Source organism: Kitasatospora sp. NPDC001159 (assembly GCF_053598235.1).
In genome coordinates this window covers 71,354-94,242 of record NZ_JBSFJV010000025.1, presented here as the reverse complement: position 1 = coordinate 94,242, position 22,889 = coordinate 71,354, and the positions used below count along the sequence as shown (strand labels likewise).

Sequence of the window (22,889 nt, the reverse complement as noted above, 5' to 3'; positions counted from 1 at the left end):
GCCCGAACCCCACACAGGCCCCGCCGAGGCCGCCGCGACCGATCCGTCGGTGACGGGAGCGGAGCCGCTTGCTCGTTACTGACCCACGCTCCTAGCCTGTCAAGAGATGTGACTGTACGTCAGCATGCGACCAGGCCGTCGAAGCGAACGGATCGTCGGCCGGGGTGCCGGCCTGCGTCAACCACTCGTCGTCACCCAGGAGTTCCGTGTGGTGCTCGCAGGCGGCGGGCAGCAACATGAAGCGCCGACGGCGCGGTGCTCCACGCCCTCGGGGAGGAGCGCCAGATGGGCCTTGCGGGTGCGGTCGCCGATCATCCGGTGCTCGTCCGTGCGCAACGGTGGGCCGAGCTGCAGCGACCGGGTGGCGTCGGCGGGGGCGGTCGAGGCGGCCTGGTCGACGTTCACGGTGGCTCCTCGGGCAGGGTTCAGCACCTTGCCGACCGGTCTTCCCGACTCGCCTTTCACCGACCCTGCGCGACTCCCGCCCTTTTCCCGTGCGGGCGTTCGGGCCTGCGGATGCCGATGGCCGCGCACCCGGTGGGCGGGGCGCGGCCACGGCTGCCCGGAGCTCAGGACGCCGGGCGGTTCAGGGGCGCTCTCTAGCGCGGCGGCGGGCAGAGCGTGGCGCGCAGCGCGTCGTTGATCTTCGCGGCGGTGTCCGGCCCGAAGCCCTGCGGGTGGTCGGGCGAGGTGAAGTGCTGGTCGGCCAGCTCGATCAGCTTCGCCTTGTCCTTGGGGAACTGGTACATCGACTGGCACTGCTTGCGGGCCTGCTCCACCACCTGGTCGGGCTTGTCGCCGACGATCGCCGGGTCGATCGCCTTCAGCGCGGCGACCACCTTGCCGGTCACGTCGGCATCCGGTTTGGCGGGCAGCCCTGCGTCGGCGGGCGGCGCGGGCTTGGCCGGGGCCGAGCCGTCCGTACCGGGCGCCGGTGCGCCCGTGGCGCCGTCGGCCGTGCCGGTCGCGGAGGGCGCGGGGGTCCCGGGCGTTGAAGCGGTCGAGCCGGGGGTCGAGGCGTCGGACGGGGTGGCGACGGCGGCGGTGGGGGAACCGGCCGCGGCGGTGGCCTTGCCCGAGCTCGATCCCGAGCTGGAGCAGGCAGCGAGGCTCACCGCGGCGAGTGCCGTGAGGGTGGCGGCGAGGAGTCGAGTGCGCATGGTGCCACACTGTCATGTTCGCGGCGCCGAAGGGAAGGTCCCCCCGTACGGCGGACGGCGGCCCGGAAGCCGAGGCCTCCGTACCGCCGTCCGAAGGGCGAGCCGTCCACTGTCCGCCGTACGCCCCGGGCGTCAGCCGAGCCCGTTGGCCTTCAGCCAGTCCTTGGCGACCGCCGACGGGTCCTCCTTGTCGACCGCGACCCGCTTCATCAGCGCCGTCAGCCCGGCGGTGTCCAGCTTGGCCGACACCGCGTTGAGCGCCGCCGTCGCGGTGGCGTCCACGCCCGCCTTGTTGACCAGCGGGGTGACGTTCTGCGCGCCGAAGGCGTTCTTCGGGTCGGCCAGCGGGACGAGCTTGTACTGGACGATCTTCGGGTCGGTGGTGAACACGTTGCCGACCTGGATGCTGCCGTCCTTGAGCGCGTTCGCGGTGGTGTCGGCGGTGGGCTTCCACTCCTTGAAGGTCAGCCCGTAGACGTCCTTGAACTGTTGCTCGCGGCGGGACTTGAACTCCGGCGGACCGCCGATGGTGAACTCGCCGGCCTTGGCGGCCAGGTCGGAGATGCTCTTGAGGTTGTACTTGTCGGCAGCCTCCTGGGTGACGCTGAGCGAGTCCTTGTCCTCCGCGGGGGAGGAGTCGAGGATCCCCAGCGAGGCGGGCAACGTCTTGGTCAGCGCCGCGTTCACGTCCTGGGTGGTGACGGCGGTGGCCTTGGCGTCCAGATGGGCGAGCAGTGAGCCGTTGTACTCGGGCAGGACGGTCAGGTTGCCGCTCTGCAGCTGCCCGTAGAGCACCTCGCGGCTGCCGATGTTGAACTTTTCCTCGACCTTGACGCCCTTGGCCTTGAGGGCCTGCGAGTAGATCGAGCCGAGCAGGACGTTCTCCGGGAAGTTCGCCGAGCCGACGACCACCGTCGACCCGGAGCCGCCGGTCACGGCGGCGCCCGCGGAGGCGGTGGCGCCCCCGTCGAGCGGGTTGCTGCTGGAGGAGCTGCAGGCGGTGGCGCCCAGGGCGAGCGCGGCGAGGGTGCCGAGGAGGACGGCGCGCCTGCTTCTCTTCATTGTCGACATGGTGACAGTTGTCCTTCCGGAACGGATGGGAGAGGAGAGTTTCAGCGGGCCCGGCGCTGGGCGCGCACCCCGGGCGGGAGCACGAACCGGGCGAGCAGGGCGAAGAACAGCTGGGCGCCGACCGCGAGCAGCACCACCAGCAGCGCGCCGCCCACGGTCACCGCGTACTGGCGGGTGGCCAGTCCGTCGATGACGTAGCGGCCCAGACCGCCCAGCCCGACGTAGGCGGCCACCGTGGCGGTCGCGATCACCTGGACGGTCGCGGTGCGGAAGCCCGCCAGCAGGGTTGGCGAGGCCGACGGCAGGCAGACCTGGAGGAGCACCTGGGAGTGGGTCAGCCCGATGCCGCGCGCGGCGTCCCGGACGTCCGGGTCGGTCCCGCGCACCCCCTCGACGGCCGCCACCAGCAGCGGTGGCGCGGCCAGCGCGACCAGCGGGATCAGCACGGCGGTGTCGTCGACCCCGGCGAGCAGCACCGCCAGCGTCACCAGACCGAGAGTGGGCAGGGCGCGGGCGGCCCCGGCCAGCGCGGTGACCGCGGTGACGCCGCGCCCGGTGTAGCCGATCAGCAGCCCGAGCGGCACGGCCAGCAGGGCCGCGAACAGCAGGGCCTCACCGGAGAGCAGCAGGTGCTCGGTGAGCCGGTGAACGATCGAGTCCGGACCGCTGCGGCGGTCCGGGGCGGAGAAGAAGTCGCCCAGCCAGTTGAGCCAGTTCACGAGCCCGCTCCCTTCTCCCGGACGGCCCAGGGCGCGAGCAGCCGCCGGGCAGCCACCAGCAGCAGGTCGACGACCAGCGCGACCACGGCGATCAGCACGATGCCGGCCACGATCGGGGTCGGGAAGGTGCGCTGGAAGCCGTCGATGAACAGGTAACCGAGCCCGCCGCGCCCGACGAGCGCGCCGACGCTGGCCAGCGAGATGCTGGACACCGCGGCGACCCGCAGTCCGGCGATCAGGTACGGCACGGCGGCGGGCAGTTCGACCGAGGTCAGCCGGTGCCACGGCCCGTACCCCATCGCGGTGGCGGCCTGCCGGACGGACTCGGGGACGGCGCGCAGCCCGTCCACGGTGGTCGGCAGCAGCACGGCGAGGGCGTAGAAGGCGAGCGGGAACATCACGGTCGCCTGGGTGGCGAGCCCCGTGTAGGGGATCAGCACCACGAACACGGCCAGCGAGGGCAGTGCGTAGACGACGTTGAAGACCGCGGCCAGCGGCTGGTACAGCCGGGGGAACCGGGCGCAGGCCAGACCGAGCGGGACGGCCAGCAGCAGGCCGATGAGCACCGGGACCAGGGCGATCACGGCGTGGTCGGCGAGCAGATGGCCGAGGTAGCCGAGGTGGTCGCCGATCCAGTACCAGCGGACGATCGGTTCATCGTCCACCGTCGGCTCCGTCCGCCCGATCGGTGCCGGTCGTCTCGTCGGTGCCGGCGGTCGTGGGGCTGCCGCTGGTCCTGTCGGTGCCGGTCGGCTCGCCGGTGTTGACGCTCTTGTCGAAGGCCGCGCCGGTTCCCGTGACGGGCGCGAGCGCCGCGAGGATCGCCTCGCGGCTCACGGTGCCGGTGGCCCGGCCCTCGGTGTCCAGCGCGACCGCGACCCCGGCGGGAGAGAGCACAGCGGCGTCCAGGGCGGTGCGCAGGGTGTCGATGTCCGGGCGGTAGCCGGCCACCGGCTGCAGTTCGGCGGCGACGGCGTTGCGGTCGATCCAGCCGATCGGCCGGCGCTCGTCGTCCAGGGCCAACTCCCAGCCCCCGTAGCGGACTCCCTTGCCGACCGGGCGGAGCGGGACGGCGCTGGCGGGGCGCAGACCGAGACCGCGCAGGCCCCGGTCGCGGCCGAGGAAAGCGGCCACGCCGTCGTCGGCGGGGGCGGTCAGCAGGGTGTGCGGGTCGGCCAGTTGGGCGATCCGACCGTGCTCGCGCAGCACCACGACCTGGTCGCCGAGCCGGACGGCCTCCTCGATGTCGTGGGTGACGAACAGCACCGTCTTGTGCAACTCGGACTGCAGCCGCAGCAGCTCGTCCTGCAGCCCGGCGCGCACCACCGGGTCGACGGCGCTGAACGGCTCGTCCATCAGCAGCACCGGCGGGTCGGCGGCCAGCGCGCGGGCCACGCCGACCCGCTGCTGCTGGCCGCCGGACAGCTGGAACGGGTAGCGCTTGGCGGTCTCGGGGGCGAGCCCGACCAGTTCGAGCAGTTCGGCGGCCCGGACGCGGGCCTTCTTGCGGTCCCAGCCGAGCAGGTAGGGGACGGTGGCGATGTTGTCGATCACCCGCCGGTGCGGGAAGAGCCCGGCCTGCTGGATCACGTAGCCGATGCCCCGGCGCAACTTGGCGGGTTCCAGCTGGGCGACGTCGGTGCTGTCCAGCAGCACCCGGCCCGAGGTGGGCTCGACCATCCGGTTGACCATGCGCAGCAGGGTGGTCTTGCCGCAGCCGGACGGTCCTACCAGGACGGTTATCCGACCGGTCGGGACGTCCAGGTCCAGGCCCTCGACGGCGACGGTGCCGTCGGGGTGGCGCTTGCCGGCGCCCTCGAATCTGATCACGGGGTGTTTCCTCGTCAGGGCGCCCCGGGGAGGCGGCGCCTGTGTCGTTCGGTCGTTCGGTCGGGTCGTTCGATTGACGGCGGCTCCAACCGCCCGGGCGTTCTTCCGCCCGCGTGGCTGCCCAGGTTTGGACCGGCGGAAACTCCGATCAGACTATGACCTGAATCATCTCCTGTCCGTGATTTACCGTGCGGCACGCGCTGTGGAGCCCGGCTCAGACCCGGCTTGAGCCCCCGTTCTCCGTGCCGCTTCTGTGCTCCGCTCGAACCCGTGGCTCATCCGCCCGGGCGGGTCGGCAGCCCCGCGGCCGCCCAGCCGACGAAGCCGCCGTCCAGGTCGGTCGCCCGGTGCAGCCCCAGCTCGCGCAGTGACGCGGCGGCCAGGCTGGAGGTGTAGCCCTCGGAGCAGACCACGATCAGCTCGACGTCGTGGCCCGTGGCCTCGGGGATGCGGTGACTGCCCGTCGGGTCGAGCCGCCACACCAGGACATTGCGCTCGATGACGAGCGAGCCGGGGATCTCGGCCTCGGCCGTCCGCTGCGCCGCCGGACGGATGTCCACCAGCGGCGCGCCCTCCAACTGGGCCCGGTACGCCTCCCGGGCGCGCGGGCGGTACACGCCTTCGCGGGCGCGCTCCAGCAGGTCGTCGATCGTGGTCACCACTGCTCCGGTCCTTCCTCCGAGGTGCGGACGAGCCCACCGGCCCGCAGGTCGTAGTGCGCCACCGAGCTGAGCGGCGGCGAGCAGGCGTGCAGGGTGACGGCCGGGCCGGAGGCGGTGTGGCGGACGTCGTGCACGTACTCGGGGCCGAAGGCGCGGGTGGTCCCGGCCGGGATCCGGCGGATCAGCAGGCCCTGCTCCGGGCCGCCGAGGGACAGCTCCTCCAACTCGCCGAGGGCGACGGTGAACGCGCCGCGCGAGCAGCCGTGGTCGTGGAAGCCGGTGGACTGGCCGGGTAGCCCGCTGATCAGCCACACCTCGTGGTCGTCCTCGGCCACCAGGCGCCGGTACCGGCGCTCCTCGGTGGAGAGGTGGACCAGGTGGATCCACCGCCCGGGCCGCTCGGCCAGCTCGCGGACGACGGTCCGCAGGGCGTTCGGGGTGAGCGGAGCGCGGGCGCGCTCGGCGGGGGCGGGGGGTGTCTCGGGGGTGTGCGTCGGGGTCTCGGAGGCGAGGTCCAGGCTCACGGGGGCGTCCCCGGGTGCGGCGGGAACGTCGGCGGAGTGCGCTCGGGTGCGGCGGCCGCAGCGCTGGTGCCTCGGCGGGCGCGGGCCGACGGAGCGGCCCGGCACCACCGGGCACGGCACGCACGGTGCCGCCGGACGGGCGGGAGTCAGAACTGTGGGTGCGGGTGCGCGGCGCGGGCCCTGGTAGACGTCAGAGGGCGGGACCGGCGGGGGAGAACGAGGTCAACAGGCACAGCTGGAACTCGCCTGGCGTCGCAGATCGACGTGCGGGAGGCGGAACCAGAGTGGTGCCGGAGTCCATGCACCGGATCCTTTCCGAGTCGGTCGGACGAAGTCCAGCCGGGCCGCCCGCTTGTTGCGCCCTGTTAACCCTCGTCGGAGCGGCGCGGTGTTGGGGGAGCCGTGGCCGCCGGCGTCTGTGCGGGGTGGCCGGACGGCGTCGCGGGCGAGCTGTCGGGCGACTGCGCGGGGACCGGCGCGACGTCGGCGCCCCCGGTCGGCGACAGTGCCTGTTCGATCACCGGCCCCGCTTGCTCGCCCAGGTAGCGGCCGAGCGTCAGGTAGGCGTCGAACTGCTGGTGGTTGAACCACTGGTCGCTGGTGCCGTCGTTCGGGAAGGCCCGGTTCGCCACCGCGTAGGAGTGCAGCTCGTACGGCATGCCGGCGGTCAACACCGCCTGGAGGACGATCAGCGTGCCGTGCCGGTCGGACTCCGGCCGGCCGTCGGTGTCGGGGTAGCGGATGTCGCCGGTGATCACCCCGCGGGCCGAGAGCCGGTCGGAGAGCTGGGCCGCCAGCCCGCGCAGCGGTGCGCCGGCCCCGGCCCGGTCGCCGGCCCCGTGCTGGTCGGCAGTGGCGCTGCCCGGGATCAGCAGTTCCGGCCGGTGCAGGGTGATCACGATGCCGAGCTCCTCACGGGCCAGGGTGATCGCGGCGGCCAGGTTGGCGGCGTAGCCCGAATCCCCACTGGCGTCGATGCACACCGCCGTCCGCACCCGGTGCCGCAGCAGCTCGACCAACCCGAGGTTCTCGTAGTGGCCGCCGTCGGTGGTGAGCAGGAAGCGGTCGTCCGCCGGGAACCGGCCGGTCAGCTCCCGCAGTTGGTACGGGAGCCGACGGACCGCGGGCTGCGCCGCGCGGCGCCAGTCCGGGGCGCCGGACCAGACCGGGCCGAGCACCGCCGGGTTGGGCAGCCATGTCCCGAGCCGGGCGTTGGTCACCGCGAACAGGCCCTGGTAGACCTGGGACTGGCGCCCCATGGCGGAGGAGAAGGCGGCGCCGGAGACGGCCATCGCCGACTGCACGGTGAGGTCCCGGGCGATGTGCCGCCGGGTGCGCCGCTCCAGCAGGTCGGTGCGCGCGTACCCGACGTCCGGACCGCCCACGTAGTCGTGGGAGAGCGAGAAGGAGACCGCCCGACGGCCCGGCGGCGTACGGGAGTTGCCGGAGAGGTTGGCCGCGGTGGAGAAGATCACCTGCGGGAAGTCGGGGTGCCGGGCGGCGTAGTGGCTCAGCCAGGTCTGCTCGCGGTAGAAGTCGTACCGGCGGGCGAACGACCGGCCGCCCTCGGTGACCCGGCGGACCGCGAACGCCGAGGCCAGGCGCAGCCGGTAGAACGGGTGCAGGCTCATCCAGGTCTGGTCGAGGTTGAGCCCGACCGCGCCGAGCACCAGCGGCAGCAGCACCTGGACGGCCGCCGGCCAGGCGTACCCCGTGGCGACCGCCCAGCCAAGGGCCAGCAGCGCGCCCGCCGTCAGCGCGGTGAGGGCCGCCCACACCACGACGTACTGCGGCAGGTTGGCGGTCAGCCCGCCGCCGAGCCGGCCGGCGCCGCGCAGTGCCCCGGCGACCGCGGCCACGCCGCTGCGGATCGTGCGGCGGTCGCGCCAGAGTATTCCGAGCAGGAGCGCGAGGTAGCTCAGCACCACGGTCAGGCTGAGCCCGGCGCCGGTCAGCTGCGGACCGGCGGCCAGCGCCTGTTGGAGCCGGACCGCGCCCCAGGCCAGCCCCGGCACCGCCAGCACCCCGACGGCCAGCAGAGCGGCCAGCGCGAGCGCGGCGTAGTAGAGCCGGTGCAGCGTGCGTGGCAGCAGCGCGTGCCAGCCGAGCGGCGGGAAGGCCAGCAGCCACAGCAGCCAGCACCCGGCCGCCGCGGCGAGCAGTGCGCCGAGGGCGGCCAGCGCGGGTGCTCGGAACGCCAACTCGCCCGGTACGGCGCCCGTGTGGCGCAGTCCGGCCGCCGCCAGGGCGTCCAGGTCGGTGAGCGGAAGGGCGTGGTAGAAGCGGCTGAGACCGAGGCCGAGCACCAGGACGGCGGCCAGCAGCAGGGTGAGCGCCGACAGCACGCCGCGCAGCAGCGTCCCGAGGGCGACCAGCCACTCGCCGGTGCCGTCGGCGATGAACTTGCTGTGGCGGCGGAGGTGGTCCTCCTCCGGGGAGCCGGGCTCCATCACGGTGTCGGCCGTCAGCCCCGAGACGGCGTGCACCGGGCTGCCGGGGGCGGAGTCGCTGAGCGCGAGCTGCAGTGCGCCCACGGTGTAGCCGCCGCCCGAGACGGAGACCAGGTACCGGGCCCGTTTGAGCCACGGGCGCAGCGACTGGAGGGCGCCGAGCGTGACGCAGGCCGAGCGGATGCCGCCGCCCGAGGCGCAGAAGCCCAGCTCGGCGGGCTCGCGGCCGGGTGGCACCCGGGCGGCGTCGCGCCAGTGAGTGCGGGCGTCGGGTGGCTCCTCGGACGGCTGCCCGCCCGGCCGGGCGGCCGTCGGCCGGGGCGGGATCAGCGCCGGACGCTCCGGGTCGGTCTCGTCCGCGGGCTTCGACGAGGAGGGCAGCAGCCCGCGTACCGCCCGGGCGGCCGTCACCGCCAGCAGGCCCGCCGCCACCACCCCGGCGGCCGGGAGCAGCAGCCAGGCGACGGTGGAGAGCGCGGCCGCCAGCGCGAAGGGGGTGTCGGAGCCGCCGTGGTCGAGCCCGATGCGCAGCAGTACGTTTCCGGCGAGGTCGCAACCGACCGCGAGCAGCCCGGCCCCGGCGACCGGGAGGACCAGGGCCCGCCGGCGCCGCCGGCCGACCACGTACCCGCCGAGCAGCGCCGCGGCCACCAGCGTGAGCCCGTAACCGGCGGTCAGCCAGACCTCGGCGCGCAGGGCAGCCGCGTAGTCCCCGGCGCGCTCGCCGACGACCGCCTCGGCGGCGGTACGGGAACCGGCCAGCCGCAGGGCGACCTCCCGTGCCGGGGGCGCCTGCCGGTGGTACAGCAGCCGGCCGAGGACCAGCGGCAACAGGGCACCGAGGGCGAGTAGCAGGCCCGCCCAGGCGGGCAGGGCGGGCGGGTGCCCCGCCGCCGGGTCGTCACCCGCGGCCGCACCCGAAGGGCCCGTCGCGCCCGTAGCGCCCGTTGTGCCCGTTGTGCCCGAAGGACCCGCAGTGTCCGGAGTGCCCGTACGACGCTCCGCGCGTTTGCTGAACGCTGCCACCCACACCACTCCTTGGTCCTGATGCCACCCCGCACCGTCGCCGTGCCGTCGTCCGACTCCCCTGTCTGATCCCCGAATTGACGCCGCCAGGACCAGGTGTGACGGTCCGTCGGGGCATCCACCGGCGTCTTACCCTGCGGTGGCCGATTCCGCACCCCGGGCGCCCGCTTTCACTCGAATGAGTAAGGAGCGCACGTCCGGGGTAGATGAGCGTTTCATCCCACCCGGGACCATCAGCGTGTCCGCGCAACAAGATCGCCCCAGACGCGTTACCGCCAACGTATTGTCAGGCCACCGAGGCCCGGCCTACCGTCTACAGATCGCTTTCTACGCACGTAGACCCCTGCGGTTCCCCGAGCGGACCCGCAGGAGAGACCCGCCCCGTCAACCCTCAGACCGCGGGCCCGACCGCTCGGCCGGGCCCCGGAGTTGCGGAGGTACCCATGTCGCAGATCGTCCGTGCCGCGCTCGTCCAGACCCGCTGGACCGGCGACCAGGAGAGCATGATCGCCCTCCACGAGCGTTACGCCCGTGAGGCCGCCGCCCAGGGCGCGAAGATCATCGGCTTCCAGGAGGTCTTCAACTCCCCGTACTTCTGCCAGGTTCAGGAGCCCGAGCACTACCGCTGGGCCGAGGCCGTCCCGGACGGCCCGACCGTGCGCCGGATGCGGGAGCTCGCCCGCGAACTCGGCCTGGTCATGGTCGTTCCGGTCTACGAGGAGGAGCAGACCGGCGTCTACTACAACACCGCCGCCGTGATCGACGCGGACGGCAGCTACCTCGGCAAGTACCGCAAGCACCACATCCCGCAGGTCAAGGGATTCTGGGAGAAGTACTACTTCAAGCCCGGCAACCTCGGCTGGCCCGTCTTCGACACCGCCGTCGGCAAGGTCGGCGTCTACATCTGCTACGACCGCCACTTCCCCGAGGGCTGGCGCGCCCTGGGCCTGGCCGGCGCGCAGATCGTCTACAACCCCTCCGCCACCAGCCGCGGCCTGTCCGCCTACCTGTGGCAGCTCGAACAGCCCGCCGCCGCCGTCGCCAACGAGTACTTCGTCGCCGCCATCAACCGGGTCGGCACCGAGGAGTACGGCGACAACGACTTCTACGGCACCTCATACTTCGTCGACCCGCGCGGCCAGTTCGTCGGCGACGTCGCCTCCGACAAGGAGGAGGAACTCGTCGTCCGCGACCTCGACCTGGATCTGATCGAACAGGTCCGCCAGCAGTGGGCGTTCTACCGCGACCGCCGGCCCGACGCCTACGGACCGCTCGCCGAGGCCTGAGGAGCACCGTGATGACCACCCGCGACCCGCACCAGCGCACCGTCGTCCGCGGCGGCCTCGTCATCACCGCCACCGACGAACTCCACGCCGACGTCCTCATCGAGGGCGAACGCATCGCCGCGCTGGCCGCCACCGGCAGCGCCGCCGCCGAGGCCTGGACCGCCGAGACCGTCATCGACGCCACCGGCCACTACGTCATCCCGGGAGGCGTCGACGCCCACACCCACATGGAGCTGCCCTTCGGCGGCACCGCGGCCTCCGACACCTTCGAGACCGGCACCCGCGCCGCCGCCTGGGGCGGCACCACCACCATCGTCGACTTCGCCGTCCAGCCCGTCGGGGGCTCGCTGCGCGAGGGCCTGGACACCTGGCACGCCAAGGCCGAGGGCAACTGCGCCGTCGACTACGCCTTCCACACCATCGTCTCCGACGTCAACGACGCCGTCCTCAAGGAGATGGACACCCTCGTCGACTCCGGCGAGTCCACCTCCTTCAAGCTGTTCATGGCCTACCCCGGTGTCTTCTACAGCGACGACGGCCGCATCCTGCGCGCCATGCAGCGCGGCGCCGCCAACGGCGGGCTGATCATGATGCACGCCGAGAACGGCATCGCCATCGACGTCCTGGTCGAACAGGCCCTCGCCGCCGGCCGCACCGCCCCGCGCCACCACGGCGAGGTCCGCCGCGAACTGCTGGAGGCCGAGGCCACCCACCGGGCCATCAAGCTCGCCCAGGTGGCCGGCAGCCCGCTCTACGTGGTGCACGTCTCCGCCGCCTCCGCCCTCGCCGAACTCGCCCAGGCCCGCGACGCCGGGCTCAACGTCTTCGGCGAGACCTGTCCGCAGTACCTCTTCCTCTCCACCGACAACCTCGCCGAGGAAGGCGCGGACGGCTTCGAGGGTGCCAAGTACGTGTGCAGCACGCCGCTTCGGCCCCGTGAGCACCAGGAGGCGCTCTGGCGGGGGCTGCGCACCAACGACCTCCAGGTGGTCTCCACCGACCACTGCCCGTTCTGCTACGTCGGGCAGAAGGAGCTCGGCCGCGGCGACTTCTCGAAGATCCCCAACGGCCTTCCGGGCGTGGAGAACCGGATGGACCTGCTCCACCAGGCCGTGGTGGACGGGCACATCAGCCGGCGCCGCTGGGTCGAGATCGCCTGCACCACCCCGGCCCGGATGTTCGGGCTGCACCCGCGCAAGGGCACCATCGCGCCGGGCGCCGACGCCGACCTGGTCGTCTACGACCCCACCGCGGTGCAGACCGTCTCCGCCGCCACCCACCACATGAACGTGGACTACTCGGCCTACGAGGGCCGCCAACTCACCGGCCGGGCGAGGACGGTGCTCTCACGCGGCACCGTCGTGCTGGACGACGGCAGCTGGCTCGGCCGGGCCGGCCACGGCGCCTTCCTGCGGCGTGACACCTGCCAGTACCTGACCTGAACCCTCCCTTCTCCCGCCCGGGGTCGCGCGGCACACGCCGACCCCGGGCCGCCCTCCCACCCCTCCCGGAGCCATCCATGGACATCGGCCTCGTCCTGCAGACCGACCCGCCCGCCCGCCTGCTCATCGACCGGATGATCCGCGCCGAACAGGCCGGGTTCAGCCACGGCTGGACCTTCGACTCCTGCGTGCTGTGGCAGGAGCCCTTCGTCATCTACAGCCGGATCCTCGCCGAGACCGAACGCCTGACCGTCGGCCCGATGGTCACCAACCCCTCCACCCGCACCTGGGAGGTCACCGCCTCCCTGTTCGCCACGCTCAACGACATGTACGGCAACCGCACCGTCTGCGGCATCGGCCGCGGCGACTCCGCCATGCGGGTCGCCGGACGCCGGCCCGCCACCCTCGACCGGCTCTCCCAGGCCATGCACGCCATCAAGGAGTTGGCCGAGGGGCGCACCATCGAGGTGGACGGCACCGAGATGCACCTGCCCTGGGTGCGCCCCGGCGCCGCGCTGCCGATCTGGATGGGCGCGTACGGCCCGAAGGCGCTCGCGCTGACCGGCCGCCAGGCCGACGGCTTCATCCTGCAGTTGGCCGATCCTTACCTCACCGAGTACATGATCAAGGCGGTCCGGTCCGCAGCCGCCGAGGCCGGCCGGGACCCGTCCTCGCTCACCATCTGCGTGGCCGCCCCCGCGTACGTCACCGCCGACGAATCGCCCGCCGCGCTCGCCCACGCCCGGGAGCAGTGCCGCTGGTTCGGCGGGATGGTCGGCAACCACGTCGCCGACCTGGTCAGCCACTACGGCGAGCACTCCGACCTGGTGCCCGACGCGCTCACCGACTACATCAAGGGCCGCCAAGGCTACGACTACAGTCACCACGGCCGGGCCGGGAACCCCGACACGACCTTCGTCCCCGACGAGATCGTCGACCGCTTCTGCCTCATCGGGCCGGTGGAGGCCCAGCGCGCCCGACTGGCGGAGCTCCGCTCGCTCGGCGTCGACCAGTTCGCCGTCTACGCCATGCACGACGCCGTCGAGGCCACCATCGACGCCTACGGAACGGACGTCATCCCCCACCTCTGATCCCCTTGCGTCAGACGGGAGTTGCCCATGCCCGACACCGGGACCGGCGGCAGACAGCGGCAGTACCCCGACGGCCGGGTCGAACTCGACCCGACCGACGGGGCGTTGCCTCCCAACGGCTTCACCAGTGACGACCTGCGGCCGGTCCCGGTGCGGCAGCGCACCTGGACCACGTACAACTTCCTGGCGCTCTGGGTCGGCATGGCCCACAACATCCCGTCCTGGACGCTGGCTTCGGGCCTGGTCGCGATCGGCATGGACTGGAAACAGGCGGTGCTGACCATCGCGCTCGCCAACCTGATCGTGCTGTTCCCGATGCTGCTCACCGGACACGCGGGTACCAAGTACGGCATCCCGTTCCCGGTGTTCGCCCGGGCCTCGTTCGGGCTGCGCGGGGCCAACCTGCCCGCACTGATCCGGGCGGCGGTGGCCTGCGCGTGGTTCGGCATCCAGACCTGGATCGGCGGAGAGGGCATCTTCCTGCTGGCGGGCAAGCTGTTCGGCGAATCCTGGCGCACGGCAGCGGAGTTCGGCGGCTACCCATGGACGCAGTGGCTCTCGTTCCTGCTGTTCTGGCTGATCGAGATGGCCATCATCGCCCGCGGGATGGAGGCGCTGCGGCGCTTCGAGAACTGGGCGGCGCCGTTCGTCATCGTCGGCGCGCTCGCCATGCTGGTGTGGATGACCGTCAAGGCGGGCGGGTTGGGGCCGCTGCTCTCCCAGCCGTCCCAGCTGGGCTGGGGCAAGGGGTTCTGGAAGGTCTTCTTCCCGTCGCTGATGGGGATGATCGGCTTCTGGTCCACCCTGTCGCTCAACATCCCCGACTTCACCCGCTTCGGCGGCAGCCAGCGGGCCCAGATCCGCGGCCAGGCGCTCGGCCTGCCGACGACGATGACGCTCTTCGCGCTGCTGTCGGTGCTGGTCACCTCGGGTTCCGAGGCGGTCTACGGCGAACCGGTGTGGGATCCGATCAAGTTGGCCGCGAAATTGGAGAACCCGGTCGCCATCCTGTTCGCGCTGCTGACCGTCCTGGTCGCGACGCTGTCGGTGAACATCGCGGCCAACGTCGTCTCCCCGGCCTACGACCTGGCCAACCTGCTGCCCCGGTTCGTCAACTTCCGCACCGGAGCGCTGATCACCGGCGTGGTCGGGATCGCGATCTTCCCCTGGAGGCTGACCGCCGACCCGCACGTCTACATCTACGTCTGGCTGGGAGTGGTCGGCGGACTGCTCGGAACGGTGGCCGGGGTGCTGATCGCGGACTACTGGGTCGTGCGCCGAACCCGCCTCCAACTCGCCGACCTCTACGGTCGGTTCGACGCCTACTGGTACGCGGCCGGGTGGAACTGGCGGGCGGTGGTCGCGCTGATGGTCGGCGGCCTGCTGGCGGTCGGGGGCTCGTACTCGCCCGTCGACGGGCACGGGGTGAAGCAGGGCCCGTTCCCGGTGGACGGGGTGATCCCCTTCCTCAAGCCGCTCGCCGACTACGGCTGGGCGGTCGGCTTCGCGTCGGCGTCGGTGCTGTACCTGGGGCTCAGCGCGGTGTTCGGCGGGTGGCGGGGAACGGACGCGGGGCGGCACGCGGCGGGCGGGTGATCGGTGGCCCCCGGGAGCGACCGACGGGGTTCAGCGGGCGGATGACGACGAACTGATAGCGGCGAACAGATGACGGCGAACAGTGTCGGAAGGACGCCACGCACGGACCGGTCGGTTCCCGGTGGCCGGATCCCGCCCGCCCCCGGGCGACGGAACCGGGCCCGCGGGCGGCGGCGTCCTCAGGGGTAGAGCGGGCGGGACGGGGCCGTCGCGCCGTGGACGGGAGGAATGACGGATGAGCATCGTCGCGTGGATCGTGCTGGGCCTGGTGGCCGGGGCCCTGGCCAAGCTGCTGCTGCCGGGGAGGGACCCGGGCGGCCTGATCGTGACGACCCTGATCGGCATCGCCGGCTCTTTCGTCGGCGGCTGGATCGCGTCGCACTTCCTGCACAGGTCGATCACGGCGCGCTTCTTCGACGGACCGACCTGGGTGTCGGCGATCGGCGGCGCGCTGGTGCTGCTGATCGCCTACCGACTGCTGTTCGGCAACTCGCGTCGCTGACGGCCGAGTTGTTATGGATCTGACGGGCCGGCCGCCTGGGGAGGGGGCTGGCCCGTACGTTTCACCGCGCGGCGCCGTTCGGCTCAGGACTCCGCCGACACCTCGGCGACCCAGTCCGGCAGCTCCTCACGGGCGGCGAGCCAGGCGGGCGGGACGTCCGCGAGCCCGGTGCGGGCGGCGACCACCCCGGCGGCGATGGCGCAGGTGGTGTCCATGTCGCCGCCGCCCTCCAGGGTGTGCCAGATCGCCTCGGGCAGCGAGTCCAGGTGTCCGGCGGCGGACCACAGGGCGAACGGGACGGTGTCCGGAGCGGAGATCATCAGCCCCGAGCCGAGCACCGTGGCGGCGTGCCGGACGCTGGTGCTCCCGGGCATCCGGGCGGCGATCCGCAGACCGGAGCGGACCTCGCTGTCCGGCAGCCGCCCGGCCACCTTGGTCAGCAACTCGGCCCGGCCGGGCGGGGTTTGGCCCCGGCTGCGGACAGCGAGCGCCGTGGCGAGCGCGACCGCCACCGCGCCGGTGACCGCCTCCGGGTTGAAGTGCGTGGTGAGCGCCTGGAGTTCGGCCTGCCGGGCCACCTCGTCCAGGTCGTCGGCGAACCAGGCGCCCAGCGGGGCGACCCGCATCGCGGCGCCGTTCCCGTACGAGCCCTGGCCCTCGAACTGACCCGAGGTGATGGCGCGCCAGTCCCCGCCCGCGCCGATCCCGCGCAGCACCCGGTGCATCGACGGGCCGTACTTGCGCCCGTACTCGCGGGTGTACTCCGCCGCGAACTGCTCGGCCAGCGCGTCCTGGTGGACCTCGCCCCGGGTGGTCAGGTGACGGACCAGGACCAGGGCCATCGCGGTGTCGTCGGTCCAGTGCCAGGGCGCCGGGCGGGCCAGCCGGGCCGCCTGGGCGGCGGGCGCCTCGTCGGCCGGGACCGAGAACCACCGGTCGCCGAAGGCGTCTCCGAGCGCAAGGCCCCGCAGGCTGTCCAGGACCGGATCGGCCGCACGCACGTCATCCTCCAAGTGAGATCAACTGTGGGTGGCAGTCTGCCCGACGGCCGAGGCGCTGGCGATCGGATTTCGCTCCGGACGCCGGCGCCTCGACTGCCGACAGTGCGCTACTTGGCCTTGAGGCCGCCGAGAACGAGCTTCCAGACCGCCTCGAAGCGCTCGTCCGCGGTCGGCTCGGACCAGGTGGGCGCGTAGGCCGGGTCGTGGAAGGGCACGGTGGCGTCGAAGACGGCGCGGGCGGTGCCGAGGATGTGGGCGAGCTTGAACTCCTTGCGGTCCATGCCGTCCTGGACGATCTGCGCGATCTGCTTGACCAGGGTGTCGATGTGCGCCGCCACGATGCCGCTGTTCTCCCCGACCAGCACCAGGTAGGTGGCGAACAGCTCCGGGTCGTCCAGCGCCTTCTTCCGCTTGGCCGCGAACAGGGTGGTCAGCCAGCGCTTGAGGCGCTCGGCGGCGCCGCCGGCGTCGATCGAGATGGTCTCCAGCTCGTGGTGCGCCTGGTCGAGCCAGCGCTGGGTGACCGCCTCGCGCAGGGCGGCCTTGCTGGGGAAGTGGCGGTAGACGCTGCTGTGGCTGACGCCGAGTTCGCGGGCGACGTCCACGACGGTGGCCTTGGCCGGGCCGAACCGCCGGAGGACTTCCTCCGCCGCGATCAGGATCTGCTCGGCGGTGAGTGCGGTGTCCGTGGTCACGGGGAGGGCCGTCCTTAGGGTCGTGCGGTCAGGTGGTGCGGAGGGCTTCCGCTGGTCAGCGTTCGCTGTCCAGGTTCGCCATCTGCGCGGCAGCGTATCGGTCGCCCGCGGCGGCACCGGCGGGGACGGCCGCCTCGATCGCGGCGAGGTCGTCCGCGGTCAGCGCGACGTCCAGGGCTCCGAGGGCCTCGGTGAGGCGGTCCCGACGGCGGGCGCCGACCAGCGGGACGACGTCCTCGCCGCGCGAGGCGACCCAGGCGATCGCCACCTGGGCGACGCTCGCGCCCTTGGTGGCGGCGACCTGGCGCAGCGCCTCCACGAGCGTGAGGTTGTGGGTCAGGTTGTCGCCCTGGAAGCGCGGGCTTTGGCCGCGGAAGTCGGTGCCGGCCAGCGAGCGGTCCTGGTTCCAGTGACCGCTGAGCAGGCCGCGCGAGAGCACGCCGTACGCGGTGATGCCGATGCCGAGTTCACGGGCGGTGGGCAGCACGGCGGCCTCGATCGAGCGGGAGAGCAGCGAGTACTCGATCTGCAGGTCGCTGATCGGGTGGACGGCGGCGGCGCGGCGCAGGGTGTCGGCGCCGACCTCGGACAGGCCGATGTGGCGGACGTAGCCGGCCTTCACCAGGTCGGCGATGGCGCCGACGGTCTCCTCGATCGGGACCTTCGGGTCGAGGCGGGCCGGGCGGTAGATGTCCACGTGGTCGGTGCGCAGACGGCGCAGGGTGTAGGCGAGCGCGGTCTTGGTGGCGGCCGGGCTCGCGTCGTAGCCGAGCCACTGGCCGTTCGGGTCGCGCTGGGCGCCGAACTTCACGCTGATCTGCACGCTCTCGCGGTGACGGCCGCGCAGCGCCTCGTGGATCAGCAGCTCGTTGTGGCCCATGCCGTAGAAGTCGCCGGTGTCGAGGAGGGTGATCCCGGCGTCCAGGGCGGCGTGGATGGTGGCGATGCTCTCGGCCTCGTCGGCCGGGCCGTACAGGTCGGACATGCCCATGCAGCCGAGGCCGAGGGCGGAGGTGACGGGTCCGGAGGTGCCGAGCGCGTGCTGCGCGGGGCGGGTGGTCGAGGCCATGAGTACTCCAGGGGCGGGTGCGGTGCCGGGTGGCGCGGGCGGTGTGACCCGGGTCTCACTATGGCACGACAGCGAACAGATTTCAAAATCTGTTCGCTGTCGACTGTTGTCTGAAATTTGAAATCTGTCGATTGTCATCTGTCGGTGGGGTCGGGGCCGGCGGGCGCAGCAGGTAGGCCCGGGCGGACGGCTGGTCGCGGGCGCCATCAGCGCGTTCACCGGCTCCGCGCCGCTCGGCGCCAGCGCGCCGGTGTCGTGGAAGGTGTGCAGCGCCTCGGCGAGGAACAGCGCCAGTCGGCAAACCGGGCGTGTCGCGCGAACTAGGCTACGGAGCAGGTGAGTTGGGGCGGCGGCGGAGCTGTCCGTTCGTCATGCCGTCGACGTCAGGGAGGCTGCGGCGGCCCGGAACCGGCCGGTGAGCGGCGCAGACTCCCGACCAAAGTCGAGGGTGCGGCTACCCGGGAGAAGGGGGCGTCGGGCGGCCGCCAGACCTAGCATCGAGCGGACGGACGGACGGACGGACGGACGGACGGACAGGCAGACAGACGGGGCGGGAAGGGAGGAGTCCGATGCACGCAGGCTTGCTCGGCTGGTACGGCCCGGACCGCCGGCCCCGGACCGACACGCTGCTGCTGCTCGGCCTCCTCGCCCTCGCCGTCGAGGAGGGCCTGGCCCAGTGGCTGAACACCGCCGGCCTGCTGCGCCTGCCCCGAAGCGCCGTTGCCGCGCTCTGCCTGCCGTTCGCCCGGCGCTACCCGGTGGCCTCGGCCGTTCTGCCGGTGCTCACCGGCGGCCTGTTCAGCCGGGCCTTCCCCGCCCTGTTCAGCGTCCACCACCCCGCCTCCCTCGGCCGGACCGGAGCTGCGGCGGCCGGTGGCACGGTCGTCGCGCTGCTCAGCGCGACCCGGGCCGACTCGCTGGTCGGCCGGGTGGGCACCACCGGCTCCCAACTGCTCGTCCAGGCCGCCGTCCTGTCCGGCGGGCTGTGGCCGCACGGCCGCCGAGTGCTGATCCGCGCCCTGCACGAGCAGGTCGAAACCCTGCGCCGCGAGCGGGAGTTGCGGGCCGAGCAGGCCAGCTCCCCCGAACCCGCCCGGACCGCCCGGGAGATGCACGACGTGCTGGCCCACCGGCTCAGCCTGTTGGTGCTGCACGCCGGGGTGCTGCGCGACCAGGCCCGGGCCGGGACGGTCGCCGCCGACCCGGACCGGCTCACCCACCGCCTCGAACTGCTGCGCACCACCCCCACCGCCCGCTCGCTCGACGACCTGCGCGACGTCCTGGGTGTCCTGCGCGGCGGCCCGCCGGAGCCGCCCGCCGCCCGGGGAGGAGCCGCCCGCGCCGATCGGGACGACCCGCGTGCCGGCTCCCGCCCTGCGCGACCTCACCGAACCGGTCGGCGAGGCCACCCAGGCCGGGCAGCAGGTCGAACTCACCCTCTGCGGCGACCCGGAGGCCGTACCGACCACCCACCGGCTGGCGGTGCGCCGGCTCGTCCAGGAGGCGCTGACCAACGCCCGCAAGTACGCGCACGCCGCGCCCGTCACCGTCCGGGTCGGTTACGGCGCCCCGGCCACCACCGTCGAGTCCGCAACGGTCCGGGCGAGGCGTCGCCGAACGGGCCGGGCAGCGGCGACGGGTACGGTCTGGTGGGGCTCAGCGAACGGGTCGGCGCACTGGGCGGCCATCTCGACGCGGGCCCGGACGGCACCGGTGGCTTCCGGCTCTCCGTCCGACTGCCCGCACCGGACCGCCCGCCGCCGCCGTTCCCCGCCCCCGAGGACGGCCAGACCCTGGAGCCACCGACCCCGCAGTCACCGACCCCGCAGTCACCGACCCCGCAGTTACCGACCCCGCAGCCGAAGGACGTCGCATGATCCGCACGATGGTGGTCGACGACGATGCGCTGGTGCGCCTCGGACTGGTCGACCTCCTCGCCCAGGACCCGGCCCTGACCGTGGTCGCCGAGGCCGCCGACGGGCTGCAGGCCGTCGAGCTCGCCCGCGGCCACCGGATCGACGTGGCGCTGATGGACATCCGGATGCCCCGGCTCGACGGCATCGCCGCCACCCGGCGGCTGCGCGAACTGCCGGACGGCCCGCGGGTCATCGCGCTCACCACCTTCGACCTGGACGAGTACGTGTACCGGGCGCTCGCCGCCGGGGCCGACGGCTTCCTGCCCAAGGACACCCCGCCCGCCGAGATCGCCCGGGCCGTCCACGTGGTCGCGGGCGGCCAGGGGATGCTGCGCCCGGCGGCCGCGCGACGGCTGATCGACCGGTACCACCGGGTCGGCGCGCCCCGGCCGGTCGCCGCGCGGAGCCGGGTCGCCGGGCTCACCCCGCGCGAGACCGACGTGCTGCGCGAACTCGCCGACGGGCTGTCCAACGCCGAGATCGCGGGTGTGCTGGGGATGCGGGAGAGCACCGTCAAGGCGCACATCAGTCGGATCCTGACCGCGCTCGGTGTCGGCAGCCGGGTCCAGGCCGCGCTGCTCGCGCGGGATGCGGGGGTGGTCGGGGACGGTGCCTGACGGGCGGCGCTCGCGAGGGCGGGCCGGGGCGCAGCGTCGGACGGTGGTCACGCGAATGTTCCCCGGACGTCAGGCCAGGGGCGCGGTGGGCTTCCCTGAGCCGTCGCGTGCCCCCGGTTCGTATCGCCTGCTGAGCCGTTGTCACCCATCCGGCGTGGAATTGCCGTGCCTTGGCGCTTTGCGCTGCCGAACCCGGGCGGCGGGTCCATGGTGGAGATGGGCGCGATCCGGCGACCGCGCCCGCGCGCCGATCAGGGCCCGCGCGCCGAGCGCCCGCCGCCGTTGTCCGACGGGTGTCCCAGGCCGGGGCCGGTACCGGCACGCTGGGAGCAGGGCCACCTCGCAGGAAACCGAACGGTTCTTCTAGGCTCACATCTCGGCTTCACTGCGGTGGTTCGGCCTTGCGCCCGCCGCAAGGAAGCCGCCGTGCACGGGGCTCCGGGCGGACCGGGGCACCGGATCGAGCGAGGAGGACGCAATGTCAAGCACGCCGCCCAGCCGTTCCAGCGTACTTGGGCCAGACGGGCCGTTCCGACCGGTCGTCCATCATCCAGGCCGACCGGTGCGGTCCGGGCGGGCCTGGTGCCCGGGCGGAAGCGGTCGGCCGGTACGGCCGCTGAATACCGGCGGCGGCCGCGGAGGCGAGCGTTGAGTCCCCAGATCGTCGGGTCGCAGGCCGCGCCGGGTGCCGCCGCCGATCCCGACCCCGTACCGGTGACCGTTCCGGCCGCCGCCGACGGTGAAGCACTCGTCGCCGCTGCCGCTGCCGCTGCCGCTGCTGCTGCTTCCGCTACCGCCACACCTGCCGCATCTGTCACTTCCGCTGCGTCTGCCGCGGCCAAGACCGCTGCCGGTGTCACCGCGGCGCTGCCAGGCCTGCCGCAGGCGCTCAGCGCCCGCGCCCGTACCCTCGCCGGTGCCGTCCGACGGCGCTGCGCCGACCTGGCCCGGATCGAGTCGCCGAGCGGGGACGCGCCCAGACTCGACGCGCTGGCCGAGGAGTTGGCGGCCGGCTTCCGCGCCACCGGGGCCACTGCTCGCCGCGAACCCGGGCCGGCCGGTGACCACCTCGTGCTGGAGTGGGAGGGCAGGGACGAGACCCTGCCGCACCTGCTGATCGTCGGCCACCACGACACCGTCTGGCCGGTCGGCACCCTGGCGGACTGGCCGGTGGCCGAGCAGGACGGGCGGCTCACCGGGCCCGGTGTGGTCGACATGAAGGGCGGACTCGCCATCCTGGAGGGCGCGTTGGCGTTGCTCGCTGACCTGGGGGAGCGGCCGCACCGCACCGTGCGGCTGGTCGTGGTCTCCGACGAGGAGGTCGGCAGCCCGGACGGTCGACGCCTGGTCGAGCGCCAACTGCGCGGCGCGGCTGCGGCGCTGGGGCTGGAACCGCCGCACCCGGACGGGCGGCTGAAGACCGCGCGGCGCGGCAGCACCAGGGTCCGGCTCACCGTGACCGGGCGGGAGGCCCATGCGGGCAACGACGCCCACGACGGGGTGTCGGCGGTGGACGAGCTCGTCGACCAGCTGGTGGTCGTCCGCGGCCTCGCGGGCCAGCCCGGCACCGAGCTCAACGCCGGTCGGATCAGCGGGGGTTCGCGGGCCAACGTGGTGGCCGGCCGGGCTGAGGCGGAGCTCGGCCTGCGGTTCGCCACCGCCGAGGCGCAACGCCGCACCCTGGACAACCTCGCCCGGCTCACCGCGCTGCGCCCGGGTGCCCGGGTGCGGACGGAGGTGCTGTCCAGCCGCCCGGCCTGGCCCGAGCGGACCGGCAACCCGCTGCTGCGGCACGTGCGTTCGCTGGCCGCGGTGCTCGGGCAGCAACTGGACGGCGCCCCGGCGGGCGGGGCCGGGGACACCAACCTGCCGGGCTCGCGCGGGCTACCGACGCTGGACGGCTTCGGTGCGGTGGGCGCCGGTGCCCACGCCAGGCACGAGCACATCCGGCTGGACCAGCTCGCTCCCCGGATCGCGCTGCTGGCAGCGCTGCTCGCCGTGCCGCTGCCGCGGTTGCGGGAGCGCGCGGAGGGGTGAGCCGGGGCGGCTGACGGAGGGGCCCTGACAGCGGACAGCTGACAGCAGACGGATAACAGCTGACAGATTTCAGTTTCTGTCAGCTGTTATCCGTTTCCGGTGCCCCGTCCATCTCTTGCCATCCCTCCACCCCGCCACGCAGAATGGTACCGACCGAACGGTCAGTCGGTTGGCCCGGGCGCCCGACGGGACGCA

Annotated in this window: 20 protein-coding genes; 8 read left to right on the top strand and 12 right to left on the bottom strand. The window is 73.2% G+C overall.

The window, feature by feature from the left end:
- Positions 1-177 precede the first annotated feature (177 nt).
- The 9 genes from ACWC9T_RS15875 to ACWC9T_RS15835 all read right to left on the bottom strand — a co-directional run bounded on the left by ACWC9T_RS15875 (position 178) and on the right by ACWC9T_RS15835 (position 9,442).
- On the bottom strand, positions 178-405 hold the full coding sequence (locus tag ACWC9T_RS15875) for a hypothetical protein (protein WP_449821630.1): 228 nt from the start codon (positions 403-405) through the stop codon (positions 178-180).
- 194 nt (positions 406-599) lie between these two features.
- On the bottom strand, positions 600-1,160 hold the full coding sequence (locus tag ACWC9T_RS15870) for a hypothetical protein (protein ID WP_449821629.1): 561 nt from the start codon (positions 1,158-1,160) through the stop codon (positions 600-602).
- A 132-nt stretch (positions 1,161-1,292) separates the two neighbouring features.
- Positions 1,293-2,222: an ABC transporter substrate-binding protein gene (locus ACWC9T_RS15865; protein WP_449821628.1), complete on the bottom strand. Its 930-nt coding sequence runs from the start codon at positions 2,220-2,222 to the stop codon at positions 1,293-1,295.
- Between the two features lie 50 nt (positions 2,223-2,272).
- Positions 2,273-2,950 carry an ABC transporter permease gene (locus ACWC9T_RS15860; RefSeq protein ID WP_449821627.1) on the bottom strand — a complete coding sequence of 226 codons (678 nt, stop codon included), beginning with the start codon at positions 2,948-2,950 and terminating at the stop codon, positions 2,273-2,275.
- A complete protein-coding gene (locus ACWC9T_RS15855) occupies positions 2,947-3,615 on the bottom strand; it encodes an ABC transporter permease (protein WP_449821626.1) in 669 nt (222 codons plus the stop codon). Before ACWC9T_RS15855 ends, ACWC9T_RS15860 begins: the two co-directional genes overlap by 4 nt.
- Positions 3,605-4,780, bottom strand: a complete 1,176-nt coding sequence (locus tag ACWC9T_RS15850) for an ABC transporter ATP-binding protein (protein WP_449821625.1) — start codon at positions 4,778-4,780, stop codon at positions 3,605-3,607. Before ACWC9T_RS15850 ends, ACWC9T_RS15855 begins: the two co-directional genes overlap by 11 nt.
- Positions 4,781-5,055: 275 nt before the next feature.
- The gene (locus tag ACWC9T_RS15845) at positions 5,056-5,442 is read right to left on the bottom strand and encodes a rhodanese-like domain-containing protein (protein WP_449821624.1); all 387 of its coding nucleotides are present in this window, start codon (positions 5,440-5,442) and stop codon (positions 5,056-5,058) included.
- Entirely contained in the window at positions 5,436-5,966 is a 531-nt protein-coding gene (locus tag ACWC9T_RS15840) for a cysteine dioxygenase (RefSeq protein WP_449821623.1), read from the bottom strand. Before ACWC9T_RS15840 ends, ACWC9T_RS15845 begins: the two co-directional genes overlap by 7 nt.
- A 365-nt stretch (positions 5,967-6,331) precedes the next feature.
- Positions 6,332-9,442, bottom strand: a complete 3,111-nt coding sequence (locus ACWC9T_RS15835; RefSeq protein ID WP_449821622.1) for a hypothetical protein — start codon at positions 9,440-9,442, stop codon at positions 6,332-6,334.
- Between the two features lie 443 nt (positions 9,443-9,885).
- Between ACWC9T_RS15835 and ACWC9T_RS15830 the strand changes: the two genes are divergently transcribed.
- From ACWC9T_RS15830 to ACWC9T_RS15810, 5 genes are all read left to right on the top strand, one after another.
- A complete protein-coding gene (locus ACWC9T_RS15830; protein ID WP_449821621.1) occupies positions 9,886-10,728 on the top strand; it encodes a nitrilase-related carbon-nitrogen hydrolase in 843 nt (280 codons plus the stop codon).
- 11 nt (positions 10,729-10,739) lie between these two features.
- Complete coding sequence (gene hydA, locus ACWC9T_RS15825) at positions 10,740-12,170, top strand: dihydropyrimidinase (RefSeq protein ID WP_449821620.1); 1,431 nt, start codon at positions 10,740-10,742, stop codon at positions 12,168-12,170.
- Positions 12,171-12,247: 77 nt separating this feature from the next.
- Positions 12,248-13,261: a TIGR03842 family LLM class F420-dependent oxidoreductase gene (locus ACWC9T_RS15820; RefSeq protein WP_449821619.1), complete on the top strand. Its 1,014-nt coding sequence runs from the start codon at positions 12,248-12,250 to the stop codon at positions 13,259-13,261.
- Between the two features lie 27 nt (positions 13,262-13,288).
- Entirely contained in the window at positions 13,289-14,857 is a 1,569-nt protein-coding gene (locus ACWC9T_RS15815; protein ID WP_449821618.1) for an NCS1 family nucleobase:cation symporter-1, read from the top strand.
- 235 nt (positions 14,858-15,092) lie between these two features.
- Positions 15,093-15,359: a GlsB/YeaQ/YmgE family stress response membrane protein gene (locus ACWC9T_RS15810; RefSeq protein ID WP_355670434.1), complete on the top strand. Its 267-nt coding sequence runs from the start codon at positions 15,093-15,095 to the stop codon at positions 15,357-15,359.
- Positions 15,360-15,442: 83 nt separating this feature from the next.
- Here ACWC9T_RS15810 and ACWC9T_RS15805 read toward each other — a convergent pair whose 3' ends face one another.
- From ACWC9T_RS15805 to ACWC9T_RS15795, 3 genes are all read right to left on the bottom strand, one after another.
- Entirely contained in the window at positions 15,443-16,360 is a 918-nt protein-coding gene (locus ACWC9T_RS15805; protein ID WP_449821617.1) for an ADP-ribosylglycohydrolase family protein, read from the bottom strand.
- Between the two features lie 107 nt (positions 16,361-16,467).
- A complete protein-coding gene (locus ACWC9T_RS15800; protein WP_449821616.1) occupies positions 16,468-17,055 on the bottom strand; it encodes a TetR family transcriptional regulator in 588 nt (195 codons plus the stop codon).
- Positions 17,056-17,110: 55 nt separating this feature from the next.
- Positions 17,111-18,124, bottom strand: a complete 1,014-nt coding sequence (locus ACWC9T_RS15795; protein ID WP_449821615.1) for an aldo/keto reductase — start codon at positions 18,122-18,124, stop codon at positions 17,111-17,113.
- Between the two features lie 569 nt (positions 18,125-18,693).
- Between ACWC9T_RS15795 and ACWC9T_RS15790 the strand changes: the two genes are divergently transcribed.
- From ACWC9T_RS15790 to ACWC9T_RS15780, 3 genes are all read left to right on the top strand, one after another.
- Entirely contained in the window at positions 18,694-20,001 is a 1,308-nt protein-coding gene (locus tag ACWC9T_RS15790; protein WP_449821614.1) for a sensor histidine kinase, read from the top strand.
- Complete coding sequence (locus tag ACWC9T_RS15785; protein ID WP_449821613.1) at positions 19,998-20,657, top strand: response regulator; 660 nt, start codon at positions 19,998-20,000, stop codon at positions 20,655-20,657. Before ACWC9T_RS15790 ends, ACWC9T_RS15785 begins: the two co-directional genes overlap by 4 nt.
- A 648-nt stretch (positions 20,658-21,305) precedes the next feature.
- Positions 21,306-22,694, top strand: coding sequence for a M20 family metallopeptidase (locus tag ACWC9T_RS15780; protein WP_449821612.1), 1,389 nt, complete (start codon positions 21,306-21,308; stop codon positions 22,692-22,694).
- Positions 22,695-22,889 lie beyond the last annotated feature (195 nt).